The sequence below is a fragment of the Hydrogenophaga sp. T2 genome (genome assembly GCF_049843535.1).
Lineage (GTDB): Bacteria > Pseudomonadota > Gammaproteobacteria > Burkholderiales > Burkholderiaceae_C > Hydrogenophaga > Hydrogenophaga crocea.
Genome location: NZ_JBBHZJ010000009.1, coordinates 183,048 through 198,813, shown reverse-complemented (window position 1 = coordinate 198,813; position 15,766 = coordinate 183,048). Strand labels below are relative to the sequence as shown.

Below are 15,766 nucleotides of genomic sequence, written 5' to 3'. Positions count from 1 at the left end.
GACACCTGAGGCCCGGCAAAGCCGGTTCCTCGGTGCCACTGGCGGGGCGTGGTCGGCGGGCGGCTGGCCGCTACCATCACGGGATGCACATCCTGCTCACCGGCGCCGCCGGCTTCATCGGCATGCACACGGCGCTGCGCCTGACCGGGCGCGGCGACACCGTCACCGGCATCGACAACCTCAACGACTACTACGACCCGGCGCTCAAACAGGCCCGGCTCGAGCGCCTGCAGGCGCTGCCGGGCTTTCGCTTCCAGCGGCTCGACCTCGCCGACCGCGCGGGCATGGAGGCGCTGTTCGCCGGCCAGCCCTTCGACGCCGTGGTGCACCTGGCCGCCCAGGCCGGCGTGCGCTACTCGATCACGAACCCGCACGCCTACCTCGAAAGCAACCTCACGGGCTTCGGCCACGTGCTCGAGGGCTGCCGCGCGCAGGGCTTGAAGCATCTGGTGTACGCGTCCAGCTCCAGCGTGTACGGCGGCAACACCAAGATGCCGTTCGAAGAAACCGACCCGGTCGACCACCCGGTGAGCCTGTACGCCGCGACCAAGAAAGCCAACGAGCTGATGGCGCACACCTACAGCCACCTCTATCGGCTGCCCGCCACGGGCCTGCGCTTCTTCACGGTGTACGGGCCCTGGGGCCGGCCCGACATGGCCTATTTCTCGTTCACCAAGGCCGTGCTCGAAGGCCGCACCATCGACGTGTTCAACCACGGCGACATGAAGCGCGACTTCACCTACATCGACGACATCGTGGAAGGCGTGCTGCGCGTGCTCGACAAGCCCGCCACGCCCGAGACCGAGGGCGGCGCGCCGCACCGCGTGTTCAACATCGGCAACCACGACCCGGTGCAGCTGCTCGATTTCATCGCCTGCATCGAACGCGCGACCGGCCGTGAGGCCGCCAAACGCCTGCTGCCCATGCAGCCCGGCGACGTGCCCGCCACCTACGCGAGCACGCGCGCGCTGCACGACTGGGTGGGTTTTGCGCCAGCCACGCCGCTGGCCGAAGGCATCACGCGCTTCGTGCGCTGGTACCGCGACCACTACCGGGTCTGAACCGGCGCGCCGAGCAGGCGCTCGAGCACCGGGCCGCTGGCGCGTTCGCACATCCCGAGCACGAGCTCGAACCCCTCGAGCGGCCCGTAGTACGGGTCGGGCACCTCGGTGTCACCCTGGCCCGCGTAGGCCAGGTAGAGGTGGAGCTTGTGCCTGTGCTCGGGCGGGCTCACCTGCTGCAGCCGCTGCAGGTTGCTGCGGTCCATGGCAAGGATGAGGTCGAAGCGCTCGAAATCCTGCGCGGTCACGCCACGCGCGCGCTCGCGTTCGATGGCCTCGTAACCGCGCGCCCGGGCGAGCTTGCGCGCGCGGCTGTCGGCTTTTTCACCGGCGTGGCCGTCGTAGACGCCGGCCGAATCCACCCCCACCTGCTGCTGCAGGCCGCGACGCGCCACCTCGGCCTGCAACACCGCGCTCGCCAGCGGCGAACGGCAGATGTTGCCCATGCAAACCAACAGAACCTGATGCATCGCGCGAGCATAACCATCAGCGCCGCGCACCCATGAAAAAGGCCCGCGGGAAGCGGGCCTGGGTGGGCGATCGCCAGAAAAAAAGGCCCCCAGCGGGCGGGCCTTGGGGGGCGATTGCCGTGGCGGCGATCAGATGCGGTAGCTGTCGAGGCTCTTGCCGGCCGCGAGCACGTCGCGCACCCACTGCGGCTTGCGGCCCGGGCCGCCGGCCCAGAGCTCGCCGTTGGGGCCGCGGTACTTGGGCGCCGACGCCGGCTTGGCCGCGCGCTTGCCGCCCGCCGCCGGCGCAGCGCCACCCAGATCGGCCGGCGTGATGCCGAATTGTTTCATCTTGGCCTTGATATCGGCAATCACACTGGCCAGTTCGGCCTTGCGCGCTTGTTCGGCCTGCGCCATCAGGTTTTGCGCCTGCGCCATCAACTCGGAATACGTTGCCATTGGTCGGTCCTTCTGCTAGGGGGAGGGTTCGTGCTCAACCCGGCGTTGTTGGCCGCGGCCATTCACCGGCACGCCGGCATTCTATTCGCGAATCACAGCGCCTCAATGCAACTTTTCAATTCCTGTGGCAATTCCGCCGACAGGGCCAACGGCTGCTGCGTCAGCGGGTTGCGCAGGTGCAATCGCCAGGCGTGCAGGAACATGCGTTTGAAACCGGCCCGCGCCAATTGACGATTGATTTCAAAATCACCGTATTTGTCATCGCCGACGATCGGGTGGCCCGCGCTCGCGAGGTGCACGCGGATCTGGTGGGTGCGGCCGGTCTTGATGGTCACCTCGAGCAGGCTCAGCGCCGGGCGGCCGTCGGCGCCGGCCGGCCATTGCTGCGCCACTTTCACCAGCGAGATCGCGCGCATGCCGTCGGGGTCGTCGGCGGTGGTCGCACGCACCCGGCGTTCGCCATCGGCCAGCAGGAACTTGTGCAGCGGCACATCGATGACCTTCTTGCGCGCCGGCCAGCTGCCCACCACCAGCGCGAGGTAGGTCTTGCCGGTTTCGCGTTCGCGGAATTGGTCCTGAACGGCCTTCAGCACGCTTTTCTTCTTTGCAATCAGCAACAAACCGCTGGTTTCGCGGTCGAGCCGGTGCACCAATTCGAGCAGGCGCGCCGCCGGCCGCGCCCTGCGCAATTGTTCAATCACGCCGAAACTCACGCCGCTGCCGCCGTGCACCGCCACGCCGGCCGGCTTGTCGATCGCCAACAGGCCATCGTCCTCGTAGACCACCGGAAATTCGCGCGCCGGCGCCGGCTTTTCGGCCTTGGCCTCGATTGCCGCCGACAGCCGAATCGGCGGAATGCGCAGCACGTCACCGGCATTGAGGCGGTCGTCGGCGCTGACGCGGCCCTTGTTGCGGCGCACCTCGCCGGACCGGATGATCCGGTAGACGTGCGTCTTGGGCACGCCCTTGAGTTCGCGGATGAGGAAGTTGTCGAGCCGTTGCCCCTGGGATTCCTCATCGACGGTGAGGTGGCGAACGGCGGGGGCTGCAGGCGGATTCATGGGCGCACCACGCCAGTGGGGACGTGTCTATAATGCGCGGCGCCCATTGTGTGCTGTAAGTGGTTGATTTGCCTTGGAGTTTAAGGCAGCCACGGCGGCACGGGCTGGTCCGGGGATGCCGGCAGCCTGCAATGGGGGAAGGTGGCCAGCCAAGGCACCCGGCCCGAGGGCGGCTCCCGGTGCGATCCACTGCACCGCCAGCCACCCACCGTCCGGTGGACGCCGAGGTGGAATCCGCAGACCCACAACGAACAGACAACGGAATACCCCGATCGCCCAGGCCCACCCGCAACGGGGCCTGAGCGAGGACGAAGAGACACCGCAAAGAACCCGGCCCGATCCCGCCACCGACCCCTGGTCGCCGGCGGCCCTCGAGGCCCTTTGCCCTGCATCCGACTCCACGCGCCCATGCCCGACCCGGCCATGGTGCCGCTGCGCCCGATGCGCGCGACGCCACCCACCGCCCGGTCACGGCTCTCCGGCAATTCCTCCTGCGTTCGTTGCGTGTGCGGCTTCCCGGCCTGACGGGCGGCCCGGGCAATTCGGCCCGAGCGCCGCCGTGTGTGCAGCACGAAGGGAACGCAACATGAAACGCATGCTGATCAATGCCACGCAGGCCGAAGAGCGCCGCCTGGCGATCGTGGACGGGCAGAAACTGCTCGACTACGAGATCGAGATCGAAGGGCGCGAGCAGCGCAAGGGCAACATCTACAAGGCGGTGGTCACGCGCGTCGAGCCCTCGCTCGAAGCCTGCTTCGTCGACTACGGCGAAGACCGCCACGGCTTCCTGCCGTTCAAGGAAATCGCGCGCCAGTATTTCCAGGGCAATGTGTCGCCGTCGCAGGCGCGCATCCAGGACGTCATCAAGGAAGGCCAGGAGCTCATCGTCCAGGTCGAGAAGGAAGAGCGCGGCAACAAGGGCGCCGCCCTCACCACCTTCATCAGCCTGGCCGGCCGCTACGTGGTGCTGATGCCCAACAACCCGCGCGGCGGCGGTGTCTCGCGCCGCATCGAGGGCGACGAACGCGCCGAGCTCAAGGCCGCGCTCGACCAGCTCGAGTACCCCAACGGCATGAGCATCATCGCGCGCACCGCCGGCATCGGCCGCGAAGCGCCCGAGCTGCAGTGGGACCTGAACTACCTGCTCAAGCTCTGGACCGCGATCGACGGCGCCGCGCAATCGGGCAAGGGCGCCTTCCTGATCTACCAGGAATCGAGCCTGGTGATCCGCGCCATCCGCGACTACTTCAACAGCGACATCGGCGAGATCCTCATCGACACCGATGACATCTTCGAGCAGGCGCACCAGTTCATGAGCCACGTGATGCCCGAGCACGGGCACCGCGTGAAGCGCTACCGCGACGACGCGCCGCTGTTCAGCCGCTTCCAGATCGAGCACCAGATCGAGACCGCGTACAGCCGCATCGTGCAGCTGCCCAGCGGCGGCGCGATCGTGATCGACCAGACCGAAGCCCTGGTGGCGGTGGACGTGAACTCGGCGCGCGCCATCAAGGGCGGCGACATCGAAGAAACCGCCACGCGCACCAACCTCGAGGCCGCCGACGAAGTGGCCCGCCAGGCCCGCCTGCGCGACCTCGGCGGCCTGATCGTGATCGACTTCATCGACATGGAGGAGAGCAAGAACCGCCGCGAGGTCGAGAACCGCCTGCGCGACGCGCTGCGCCAGGACCGCGCCCGCGTGCAGTTCGCCTCCATCAGCAAGTTCGGCCTGCTCGAAATGAGCCGCCAGCGCCTCAAGCCCGCGCTCAACGAAGGCGCGTCCATCCCCTGCCCGCGCTGCGGCGGCTCCGGCCACATCCGCGACACCGAGTCCTCGGCCCTGCAGATCCTGCGCGTGATCCAGGAAGAGTCGCTCAAGGACAGCACGGCCGCCGTGCTCGTGCAGGTGCCGGTCGAGGTCGCCAGCTTCCTGCTCAACGAGAAGCGCACCGAGATCACCAAGATCGAGCTCAAGCAGCGCATCAGCGTCTTGCTGGTGCCCAACAAGTCGCTCGACACCCCCAACTACAAGCTCGAGCGCCTCAAGCACGACGACCCGCGCCTGGACAACCTCGACTCGAGCTACAAGCTCGCCGAGGAAGTCGACGACGTGGCCAGCTTCACGCGCCGCAGCCAGGAACGCACCAACAAGCAGGAGCCCGTGATCAAGGGCGTGCTGCCCGACGCGCCCGCGCCGGTGGCCGTGCCCAAGCCCGAGCAGCCTGCGCCCGCGCCGGTGGCCGCCCCCGTGGCCGCCCCGGCCCCGGTGGCCGCTGCCCCGGCTGAAAAGGGCTTCTTCGGCTGGCTCAAGGGCCTGTTCGGTGGTGGCGTCGCGCCCGCGCCGGCCGCGCCCGCGCCGGCCACTGCCACGCCGGCCGCGCGCGAAGGCGCGCGCACCGAGAGCCGCCGTGAAGGCGGCCGCGATGGCGGCCGTGGCCGCCGCGGCGGCCGCGGTGGCGAGCGCGGTGGTGAACGTGGCGAGGGCCGCGACAACCGCGAAGGCCGCAACGGCCAGCGCGAAGGCCAGGCCCCGCGCGACGCCAGCGCCGAAGGCCAGCCGCGTGGCAACCGCGGCGAGAACCGACGCAACGGCGAAGCCCGTCCCGAAGGCCGCAACGGCCAGCGCGAAGGCCAGCGCGACAGCGCGACCCCGCGCGACGCTGGCGCCGAAGGCCAGCGCAGCGAGCAGGCACGCCCTGAGCGACAAGGCGAAGGCCGCCGCGGTGAACGCCGCGGCGAGCGCCGCGAGGCCGCTCCCGCCGACACCACGAACGAACTGGCCCAGACCGTGCTCGCGGGCGAAGCCGCCGAGGGTGCCGAGCAGCCGCCGCGCCGCGAGCGTGGTGAACGCGGCGGCCGCGGCCGTGGCCGCGACGGTGAGCGCCGCCGCCCCGAGGACCAGGACGCCCCGCGCGCCGACGAGAACGCCGAACTGCCCCTGGCCGAGGCGTCGAATGCGCCCGAAGGCGGTGCCGAGGCCGCTGACGAGCAAGCCCCGCGCGAGCGCCGCAGCCGCGACCGTTATGGCCGCGACCGCCGTGGCGATCGCCGCGAGCGCCCCGCCCGCGAAGGCGGCGAAGCCCCCGCCGAAGCCGGCGACACCCAGCCCATGGCCGAGGTGGCCGACACCGCGGCCGAGCAGGACGCAGCGCCCGTGCGCAGCTACTTCACCATGCCCGCTCCGGCCGCGGCAACCGCCGCACCCGCGGCGCCGGTGGTGGCCGCACCCGTCCCGGTGAGCGCCGCCCCGGCGCCCGTGGCCGCCCCCGCGCCGGTCGCCCCGGCGGTCGTGCCCGCGCCGGCAGCCCCCGCGGCGCCGACCACCGCGCGCGCCATGCCCGCGGTGCAGGCCTACACGCTCAGCGTGCCCGAGCTGCAGGCCGTGGCCGCGGCCAGCGGCCTCGAGTGGGTGAACTCCGACACCGAGAAGGTGGCCCAGGCGCAGGCCGCGATCGCTGCCGAGCCCAAGCCCGTCCACGTGCCGCGCGAGCCCAAGCCCGTGGTCGTGCTCGACGAGGGCCCGCTGGTGCTGGTGGAAACGCGCAAGGACCTGAGCCAGGTCGTGCTGCCGTTCGAGACCCGCTGAGCCCCGGCCCGCGCGGCGCTGCGGCGCTGCGCGCCCGACAAAAAGCCACCTCACGGTGGCTTTTTTCATGGGGCCTGCGGCCCCGGGCCAGGCGCCCGCCGCGACAGCGGCCGCCGTTCAGTCGAGCAAGGCCGCCTGCTTCCAGGCCTCGCCCGCCGCGGCGCTGTCACCGCGCTCTTCGGCCAGGCGCGCGAGCGCGCGCCAGGTGCGGCGCTGCAGCGTGGTGTCGCTGAGCCCGTGGCGGGCCTGGCCCAGCAGTTGGGCGGCCTTGCCCCAGAGCTGGCGGTGCAGGCAGGCCTGGCCGGCCAGGTACTGCAGGTGCGGGTTCTGCGGCCACTGGCGCTGCAGGTTCTCCAGGCGCGCGAGGCCGGCCGCGTCCAGGTGCTGGAGCTCGGGTTCGAACACACGCGCCAGCCGCGCCTGCTGGCCCGCCTCGAGCGCACCGAACTGTTCCCACAACGGTTCGAGCCAGGTCCGCACGCGCGCCGCGGTGTCGGCCCGCAGACCCTCGTCGCCCGCAGCGTCCAGGCCCATCAGCGCATGGGCGCGGTCGGCCGCGGCGAGCGCCACCGCGGGCACGCCGCGTTCGCTGTCGTCGAGCCCATCCCACACGCGCTGCAACTGGGCGAGATCGTGGGCATCGCGCAGCGCGTCGAGCGCGAGCCCGCGCACGATGCTGGCCGCGGCCTCGGGCGAGAACGCGCGGTGCTTGGCGAGCAGGCGCGCGGTTTCGAGCGCCTCGTCGGTGGCTTCGCCCAGGCGCGCCACGCGCAGCTTCAGGCGCAAGGCCTGGATGCGCCGCGCTGCGCCCTGCGGCAACTCGGCCAGGCGGCTGCGCGCGGCCTCGGGGTCGCGGTCTTCCACGGCCCAACGCACGGCGCGCAACAGCGCGCCCTCGGCCATTTCGGGCGAGGCCTTGGCCACCTCGGGGCGCAACGCGGCCTGCAGGTGCTCGTCGCGCTGGGCGCGGTTCTGCAGCGCGTGGGCGCTTTCGGCGGCGAGCAGGTGGGCCAGCGCCTCGAGCTGCGCGCGCCGCGGCCAGTCGTTGCTGGTGCTGCCCTGCAGGTGCTGCAGCGCGTTGCGCGCCGCGCCCTGCGCGCGCACGAAGCGGCCGGCGAGCTGGTTGGCGAGCGCGTCCAGCACCCAGCCCACCACGGCGCGTTCCATCTGCAGGCTGCGCCAGCGCCGCGCCTGCGTGGGCAGTTCGCGCACCACGGCCAGCGCGCGCAGCGCCACGTAGACCAGCACGAAGCCCGCGATGAGCGCGAACAGGAAGAAGTTGAACGAGACGTCGAAGCGCCATGGCGGCCAGAACAGCGTGACCGTGCCGCGGTTGTTGCCCACGAGCAGTGCGAGCGCCACCGCCAGCGCCGCGAGGCCCAGCAGCCAGAACACGCTGCGCATGGCGCCACGTTGACGCGAGCGCATCAGCGGCCCCGCGCCGCCGCGGCAAGCGCGGCGAGCGTCTCGTCGGGGCGCGGCAGGTCTTGCGCCACCAGGTCGCGCCGCAGGCGGCCGAGGCTGCCGAGCGCGTTGTTGACCGCTGGCGAGCGCGTGTCGAAGTAGCGCCGCAGCAGGTTCTCCACCGCGAGCACGTCGGCCTGGCTCGCGGGCAGCTGCCGCGCCAGCAGCGCCAGGCGCGCGTTGAGCAGTTGCAGCTTGATGTTCTCGCGCAGGAAGAAGGCCTGTTCGGGCGCCAGCAGCGCGGCTTCGGGCTGGTCGATGCGGCTCACGCGAACGAGGTCACGCGCCTGCCGCAACGTGTGCTCCCAGGTGGCCGACCACCACGCGTTCCAGCGCGCGACGGCCTGCTGCCAGGCGCCGGGTGCGGTCCCGTCGGCCCCCCCCGGGGCCGGCGCGTCGCCGGCGCCGGATGCAGCGGCTTCGACCGCCGGCTCGCGCGCCACCGCGGCGCGCGTGCGCGTGGCCGGCGCCGCCTGGCCCACCGCGTTCGCCGTGGGCCAGGCGTCGACCTGGCGCACGAGCTCGTCGAGCTGGTTCGCGAGCGCGGGGATGTCGGCCAGCGCGGCGCCACGGATGCGGTCGATGTCGCGCGCGATGGCGCGCTGCACCGGGTTCAACCGCGGCTGCGCCGCGCGCGCGATGCGCTGGTCGGCCGCCTGCAGGGCCGAGATCAGCGGCTGCGCGCTGCCCGTGAGCTGACCCTGCTGCAGGGCCACGCGCAGGCTGGCCTCGAGGTCCTGCACCAGGTTGTCGTCGCGCGAGCGCGACAGCGAGAGCATGAGTTCTTCGAGCTGGCTGCGCTGCAGGCTCACCTCGGACAGACGCACCTCGGCCACGCTCAGGCGGGCCTGCAGCTCCTGGGTGAGCGCTTCGGCCTGCGAGGCCAAGGTGCGCGCTTCGACCACCTGGGCCTCGGCGTCGCGCGCGCGCCGCGCGAGTTCTTCCTGGGTGAAGCCCAGGCGCTGCCAGAGCAGGCCACACATCACCAGCGCCACCACCGCCACGGCCAGCACGAAGAGCACGAGGCCATTGGCGGCGCGCGGCCGGTCGGCCGCGGGGCCCGGGCCGGCGGGGGCCGCAGCGGGCGCCGAGGAAGACGGGGTGGGATCGGGGACAGCGGCGTTCATGGGGAACCGTTCCAGGATTCTAGGGCGCGCATCACGTCGGCCAGGGCCGGACGGGCCTGCACCACCTCGGCGAAACCGAGCAGGCGCGCGGCCTCGGCGATGCGCGGGTGCGTGACCAGCGCAGCGGCCCGCGCGCCCAGGGGCCAGTGGCCCTGCAGCGCCTGCAGGGCCTCGCTGCTGCTGATCAGCCACACCTGGCCGCGGCCCGTGAAATCACGCAGCCGCGAAAAGTCGGCCGGGCCGGGCTCGATGAGCTCACGGCGGTAGGCCACGCAGGCCTCCACCTCGACGCCGGCCGCGCGGCAGCGCTCGATCAACCATTCGCGGCCCTGCCCCGGCAGGCTGCCGTCGGCGCCGCCTTCGGACGCGCCGCGCACCACGAGCAGGCGCCGGCCTGGCTGCACCTGCCCGGCGATCACGGGCCACAGGTGTTCGGAGTCGAACTGGCTGGCCTCGCGCGGCGGCATGTCGATGCGGTCTTCGCCGATGCCCAGCGGCCACAGCGCCTGCGACAGCGCGCGCGCCGTGCCCGGGCCGGGCGCCCAGAAGCGCGTGCTGCCGTTGTCGGGCGACAGGGTGTCGGCGAAGAAGCGCTGCACCGCGGCCGCGCTCACGAACATCAGCGCGTCCTGCGAGGTCCAGGCCTTGCGCCAGTGGGCAAGCCGGTCGCGCTCGGGGCCGGTGTGGGGATCGGCGATGCGCAGCAGCGGCCAGGCGTCGGCGGTCCAGCCGCGCTCGCGCAACGCCTGCACCCAGCGCGTGGCCTCGGGCTCGGGCCGCGTGACGACGACGCGCTGCACGCGCCCTGCGTCTGCCCGGGCGTCGATCGGCGCGGGCACGGCTCAGGCCTCCTGTGCGGGCGCGTGGGCACCGCCGGCGCGCAGCGCCTCGGCCACGCGCGCGCCCAAGGCCTCGGCAGCGGGCAGGTCGGCCACCTCGGCCACGGCCTCGGCACGCAGCAGCGGCGCCTGGCCCTCGGGCTCGCCCCAGGCCCCGCGCAGGCGCAGCCGTTCGCCGAGCCAGTCGGCATGGGCCGCCAGCGGCATGGAACAGCTGCCACCGAGCGCGCGCGAGACGGTGCGTTCGGCGGCCACGCGCAGCCAGGTGGCCTGGTGGGCCAGCGGGCGCAGGGCCTCGATCAGGTCGTGGCGGTCGGCCCGCACCTCGATGCCGAGCGCGCCCTGGCCGGCCGCGGGCAGCGATTGTTCGGGCTCGAAGATGGCGCGGATGCGCGCGCCCAGGCCCAGGCGCTTGAGGCCCGCGGCCGCGAGCACGATGGCGTGGTACTGGCCTTCGTCGAGCTTGCGCAGCCGCGTGTCGAGGTTGCCGCGCAGCGGTTCGATGCGCACGTCGCCACGGCCCAGGGTGCGCAGCGCGTCGCGCAGCAGCACCACGCGGCGCAGGCTCGAGGTGCCCACCACCGCGCCCGGCGGCAGATCGGCCAGGCCAGCGCAGTGCGGCGAGACCCAGGCGTCGCGCGGGTCTTCGCGCTCCATCACGCAGGCCAGTGCGAAGCCGGGCGGCAGCTCCATCGGCACGTCCTTGAGCGAGTGCACCGCGATGTCGGCGCGGCCGTCTTCGAGCGCAAGTTCGAGCTCTTTGACGAACAGGCCCTTGCCGCCCACCTTGGAGAGGGTGCGGTCGAGGATCTGGTCGCCCAGCGTGGTCATGCCCAGCAGGGTGACGCGGTGGCCGCGCGCTTCGAGCAGGGCCTTCACGTGTTCGGCCTGCCACAGCGCAAGACGGCTTTCGCGGGTGGCGATGGTGATGGCCTGGGGCGTGGACTGGGACATGGGCATGCAGACACTGGCGGGAACAAGCGCCCGTGAGAGTCCGGCGGTTGGTAATCGGTTCGGAACCCGCGGGCTCGCGGTCGATGCTAGCATGCGCCCCGCTGTCTCCGCCCCTCGTCCCCGCCCTCTCGCCGCCGCGCGAGCCCCCCATGAGCCGAACGATTCCGCGCGCCGCCCGGCGCGACGACAAGGACCGCCCCCTCATCGAAGACATCCGGCTGCTGGGCCGCATCCTGGGCGACGTGATCCGCGAGCAGGAAGGGGCTGCGGCCTTCGAGCTCATCGAACGCATCCGCCAGCTCTCGGTGGCCTTCCGCCGCGACGCCGACCGCGCGGCCGACAAGGCGCTCAAGAAGCTGCTCAAGTCGCTCAGCGCCGACCAGACCGTGAGCGTGATCCGCGCCTTCACCTATTTCAGCCACCTCGCCAACCTGGCCGAAGACCGCCACCACATCCGCCGCCGCGCGGTGCACGAGCGCGCGGGGGGCCTGCAGACCGGCAGCCTGGGCCTGGCGCTGCAGCGCCTGCAGGCCGCGGGCCTCACGCCCGATGCCGTGGCGCACACCCTGGCCGCAGCGCACCTGTCGCCCGTGCTCACGGCCCACCCCACCGAGGTGCAGCGCAAGAGCATCCTCGACGCCGAGCGCGACATCGCGCGGCTGCTGGCCGAGCGCGATCAGGCCCTGCCGCGCGAGCAGGCCGCCATCGAGGCGCAGATGCGCGCGCGTGTGACGCAGCTCTGGCAGACGCGCCTGCTGCGCTTCACCAAGCTCAGCGTGGCCGACGAGATCGAGAACGCGCTGAGCCACTACGAAAGCACCTTCCTGTCGCAGATCCCGCGCCTGTACGCCGAGCTCGAGGCCGGGCTGGGCCGGCCCGTGGCGCCCTTCCTGCGCATGGGCCAGTGGATCGGCGGCGACCGCGACGGCAACCCCAACGTCACCGCGGCCACGCTGGAGCTTGCGCTGCAGCGCCAGGCCGATCTCGCGCTGCGCCACCACCTCACGCAGGTGCACCTGCTGGGTGGCGAGCTGTCCATGTCGGGCATGCTGGTGGGCGCGAGCGCCGAGATGCAGGCCCTGGCCGAGCGCTCGCCCGACACCAACGCCCACCGCCAGGACGAGCCCTACCGCCGCGCGCTCACCGGCATGTATGCGCGCCTGGCCGCCACGCTCAAGGCACTCACGGGCGGCGAGGCCGCGCGCCACGCGGTGGCGCCGCAGAACGCCTATGCGGACGCGGCCGAATTCCTCGCCGACCTGCGCACCATCGAGGCCTCGCTGCGCGCGCACCACGGCGCGGCCCTGATCGACGCGCGCCTGCGCCCGCTGATCCGCGCGGTCGAGGTGTTCGGCTTCCACCTCGCCACCATCGACCTGCGCCAGAGCTCCGACCAGCATGAAGCGGTGGTCGCCGAGCTGCTCGCGGCGGCACAGATCGAGCCCGATTACGCCGCACTCGGCGAGGACGCCAAGCGCGCCGTGCTGCTGCGCGCGCTCAACGACGTGCGCCCGCTGCGCGTGCCCGGCACCGCCTACAGCGCGCACACGCAGGGCGAGCTCGCGATCTTCGAGACCGCGCGCAGCGGCCGCGAGCGCTTCGGCGCCGCCGCCATTCGCCACGCCATCATCAGCCACACCGAGACCGTGAGCGACCTGCTCGAGGTGCTGCTGCTGCAGAAAGAAGCCGGCCTGGTGCGCGGCACGCTGGCGCAGGGCGCGGTGGCCGACCTGATCGTGGTGCCGCTGTTCGAGACCATCGAGGACCTTCGAAACGCCGCGCCCATCCTGCGCGCCTACTACGACCTGCCGGGCGTGCGCGCCATGGTCCAGCGCGGTGCGGCCGACGGCTATGGCGAGCAGGACGTGATGCTCGGCTACTCCGACAGCAACAAGGACGGCGGCATCTTCACGAGCAACTGGGAGCTCTACCGCGCCGAGACGGCGCTCGTGAAGCTGTTCGACGAGCTCAATGCGGGCAACGGAAAGGCCATCGGCCTGAGGATGTTCCACGGCCGCGGCGGCACCGTGGGCCGGGGCGGCGGCCCGAGCTACCAGGCCATCCTCGCGCAGCCCCCCGGCACGGTGCGCGGCCAGATCCGCCTGACCGAGCAGGGCGAGGTGATCGGCGCCAAGTACGCCAACCCCGAGATCGGCCGGCGCAACCTCGAAACCCTGGTGGCGGCCACGCTCGAGGCCACGCTGCTGCAGCCCACGCGCGAGGCCTCGCCCGCCTTCCTCAAGGCCGCCGAAGCGCTGTCGCGCGCGAGCATGGCGGCCTACCGCGCCCTGGTCTACGACACGCCGCGTTTTGCCGATTACTTCTTCGGCGCCACGCCGATCCGCGAGATCGCCGAGCTCAACATCGGCTCGCGCCCCGCGAGCCGCAAGGCCACGGGCCGCATCGAAGACCTGCGCGCCATTCCCTGGGGCTTCAGCTGGGGCCAGTGCCGGCTCACGCTGCCCGGCTGGTACGGCTTCGGTTCGGCGGTGCAGGCCTTCGTGGCCGAAGACCCCAAACACGCCGCGCTGCTCAAGCGCATGCACCGCGACTGGCCGTTCTTCAGCACCCTGCTCTCCAACATGGACATGGTGCTGGCCAAGAGCGACATGGCCCTGGCCTCGCTCTACGCCGAGCTGGTGGAGGACAAGGCGCTGCGCCGCAAGGTGTTCAGCGCCATCGAGGCCGAGTGGCAGCGCACCGTCGACGCGCTGGCGCTGATCACGGGCGAGCCCGAGCGCCTGGCCGGCAACGCCGCGCTGCGCCGCTCGATCGAGCACCGCTTCCCCTACATCGACCCGCTGCACCACCTGCAGGTCGAGCTGATCCGCCGCCACCGCGCGGGCGCGCTCGCGCACGACGACGACGGCAAGCTGCGCCGCGGCATCCACATCGCGATCAACGGCATCGCGGCCGGCCTGCGCAACACCGGCTGAGCGGGGCCGCTGCGGTGACAACGGCGACAGCGGGGACATGGCGCGGCACCTAAAATCGCCCGGGTGAACCCCTTGCTCAACGCCGACCTGCACTGCCATTCCACCCTCTCGGACGGCACGCTCGAACCCGAGGTGCTGGCCGCGCGCGCCAAGGACAACGGCGTGGAGCTCTGGGCCCTGACCGACCACGACGAGCTCGGCGGTCAGCACCGCGCCATGGCCGCGGCGCGCGACCTGGGCCTGCCCTACCTCACGGGCGTCGAGATCTCGGTGACCTTCGCGGGCACCACGGTCCACATCGTGGGCCTGGGCATGGACCCCGGCAACGCGGCCCTGCTCGATGGCCTGCGCACCACGCGCGGCGGGCGCGAGCAGCGCGCACGCGAAATGGCCGACGGCCTGGCCCAGGTGGGCATCAAGGGCGCATTCGAAGGGGCGTTGCGCTACGTGGGCAACCCCGACCTGATCTCGCGTTCGCACTTCGCGCGCCACCTGGTCGACAGCGGCGTGTGCCGCGACGTACCCGAGGTGTTCCGCAAGTACCTCACCGAAGGCAAGCCCGGCTTCGTGCCGCACCGCTGGGCCGCGCTCGGCGACGCGGTGCGCTGGATCACGGGCGCGGGCGGCGTGGCCGTGATCGCCCACCCGGGCCGCTACAAGTTCACGCCCACCGAGGAGTACGCGCTGTTCTCCGAGTTCAGGCAGCACGGCGGCCAGGCGTGCGAGGTGGTCACGGGCGCGCACAGCACGTCCGAATACGCCAAGTACGCGGGTTTCTGCGCCGAGTTCGGTCTGGCCGCTTCGCGCGGCAGCGATTTCCACAGCCCCGACGAAAGCCACACCGACCTGGGCAAGCTGCCCGACCTGCCCGGCAGCGTGACGCCGGTGTGGTCGCTGCTGGCCGAGCGGGTCCATTGATGGCCAGCGCCCCACGGCCTGGCCAGGCGCTCGCCGGCATCGGCTTCCTCGTCGCGGCCACCGCCTGCTTCGCGGTGCTCGACACCACGGTGAAGGTGGTGGGCGCGGTGGTCTCGGTGCTGCTCGCGGTGTGGTTCCGCTACGCCTTCCACGCCGTGGCGGTCACGGCCGTGATGCTGCCGCTGCGCGGGCGTTCGCTCTGGCGCACCGAACACCCGCGCTTCCAGCTGCTGCGCGGCCTGTTGCTGCTCTCGGTGAGCGGCATGTCCTTCCTCGCGGTGCAGTACATGCCCGTGGGCGAGTTCACCGCCATCGTCATGGTCACGCCGCTGGCCGTCACGCTGCTGGCCGCGCTGTTCCTGGGCGAGCGCGTGAAGCCCCTGCGCTGGCTGCTGGTGGCGGGCGGCTTCGCGGGCGCACTGCTGGTGGTGCGGCCCGGGGCCGGCGTGGTGGGCTGGGCCGCGCTGATCCCGCTCACCCTGGTGTTCCTCTATGCGTGGTTCCAGATCCTCACCGCGCGCATGGCGCGCACCGAAGACCCGATGACCCTGCACTTCTACACCGGCTGGGTCGGTGCCCTGGTGGCCAGCGCGGCGCTGCCCTTCGTGTGGCAGGCCGTGCCCGACGCCCGCACGCTCACGCAGCTGTGCCTGGTCGGGCTCATGGGCACCGTGGGCCACTTCCTGCTGATCCTCGCGTTCCAGCGGGCGCCGGCCTCGACGCTCTCGCCGTTCCTGTACACGCAGATCGGCTTCGCCATGCTGTGCGGCTGGGTGGTCTACCACCATGTGCCGGGCGCGCTCGAGCTCGCGGGCATCGCGCTCATCGTGGTGTGCGGCGCCAGTGCGAGCTGGCTCACGGCGCGCGAGCAGCGCCTGCCCGTGGACGCGCCCGAAGCCTGAGCCGCCCCCC

12 protein-coding genes are annotated in these 15,766 nt (G+C 72.1%); 5 read left to right on the top strand and 7 right to left on the bottom strand.

Going from position 1 to position 15,766, the window contains the following annotated elements; translation table 11 throughout:
- Positions 1 to 83 precede the first annotated feature (83 nt).
- Complete coding sequence (locus WDZ95_RS19775; RefSeq protein WP_425780996.1) at positions 84 to 1,061, top strand: NAD-dependent epimerase; 978 nt, start codon at positions 84 to 86, stop codon at positions 1,059 to 1,061.
- Here the strand turns inward: WDZ95_RS19775 and WDZ95_RS19770 are convergent.
- The 3 genes from WDZ95_RS19770 to WDZ95_RS19760 form a co-directional block, all read right to left on the bottom strand.
- A complete protein-coding gene (locus tag WDZ95_RS19770; RefSeq protein ID WP_425780994.1) occupies positions 1,049 to 1,531 on the bottom strand; it encodes a low molecular weight protein-tyrosine-phosphatase in 483 nt (160 codons plus the stop codon). The two genes, WDZ95_RS19775 and WDZ95_RS19770, sit on opposite strands and share 13 nt — an antisense overlap.
- 129 nt (positions 1,532 to 1,660) lie before the next feature.
- Positions 1,661 to 1,969, bottom strand: a complete 309-nt coding sequence (locus WDZ95_RS19765; protein ID WP_425780992.1) for an H-NS family nucleoid-associated regulatory protein — start codon at positions 1,967 to 1,969, stop codon at positions 1,661 to 1,663.
- A 92-nt stretch (positions 1,970 to 2,061) separates the two neighbouring features.
- Positions 2,062 to 3,030 (bottom strand): RluA family pseudouridine synthase, encoded by a 969-nt coding sequence (locus WDZ95_RS19760; protein ID WP_425780990.1) that lies wholly within the window; start codon positions 3,028 to 3,030, stop codon positions 2,062 to 2,064.
- Between the two features lie 586 nt (positions 3,031 to 3,616).
- Here WDZ95_RS19760 and WDZ95_RS19755 point away from each other — a divergent pair.
- A complete protein-coding gene (locus tag WDZ95_RS19755; protein ID WP_425780988.1) occupies positions 3,617 to 6,616 on the top strand; it encodes an Rne/Rng family ribonuclease in 3,000 nt (999 codons plus the stop codon).
- A gap of 117 nt (positions 6,617 to 6,733) precedes the next feature.
- Here the strand turns inward: WDZ95_RS19755 and WDZ95_RS19750 are convergent, their stop codons facing one another.
- From WDZ95_RS19750 to hemC, 4 genes are read right to left on the bottom strand one after another with little or no spacing between them, the layout of a single operon-like run.
- Positions 6,734 to 8,020, bottom strand: a complete 1,287-nt coding sequence (locus WDZ95_RS19750) for a heme biosynthesis HemY N-terminal domain-containing protein (RefSeq protein WP_425781095.1) — start codon at positions 8,018 to 8,020, stop codon at positions 6,734 to 6,736.
- Positions 8,021 to 8,043: 23 nt separating this feature from the next.
- Positions 8,044 to 9,207, bottom strand: coding sequence for a uroporphyrinogen-III C-methyltransferase (locus WDZ95_RS19745; RefSeq protein ID WP_425780986.1), 1,164 nt, complete (start codon positions 9,205 to 9,207; stop codon positions 8,044 to 8,046).
- A complete protein-coding gene (locus WDZ95_RS19740) occupies positions 9,204 to 10,046 on the bottom strand; it encodes a uroporphyrinogen-III synthase (RefSeq protein ID WP_240936473.1) in 843 nt (280 codons plus the stop codon). Before WDZ95_RS19740 ends, WDZ95_RS19745 begins: the two co-directional genes overlap by 4 nt.
- 3 nt (positions 10,047 to 10,049) lie before the next feature.
- Positions 10,050 to 11,000 (bottom strand): hydroxymethylbilane synthase, encoded by a 951-nt coding sequence (hemC, locus tag WDZ95_RS19735; protein WP_425780984.1) that lies wholly within the window; start codon positions 10,998 to 11,000, stop codon positions 10,050 to 10,052.
- Between the two features lie 149 nt (positions 11,001 to 11,149).
- Here hemC and ppc point away from each other — a divergent pair, with 149 nt between their 5' ends.
- From ppc to WDZ95_RS19720, 3 genes are all read left to right on the top strand, one after another.
- Positions 11,150 to 13,936, top strand: a complete 2,787-nt coding sequence (gene ppc, locus WDZ95_RS19730; RefSeq protein WP_425780982.1) for a phosphoenolpyruvate carboxylase — start codon at positions 11,150 to 11,152, stop codon at positions 13,934 to 13,936.
- Between the two features lie 63 nt (positions 13,937 to 13,999).
- Positions 14,000 to 14,854, top strand: coding sequence for a 3',5'-nucleoside bisphosphate phosphatase (locus tag WDZ95_RS19725; RefSeq protein ID WP_425780980.1), 855 nt, complete (start codon positions 14,000 to 14,002; stop codon positions 14,852 to 14,854).
- Positions 14,851 to 15,756 carry a DMT family transporter gene (locus WDZ95_RS19720; RefSeq protein ID WP_425780978.1) on the top strand — a complete coding sequence of 302 codons (906 nt, stop codon included), beginning with the start codon at positions 14,851 to 14,853 and terminating at the stop codon, positions 15,754 to 15,756. Before WDZ95_RS19725 ends, WDZ95_RS19720 begins: the two co-directional genes overlap by 4 nt.
- The last annotated feature ends 10 nt before the right edge of the window (positions 15,757 to 15,766 follow it).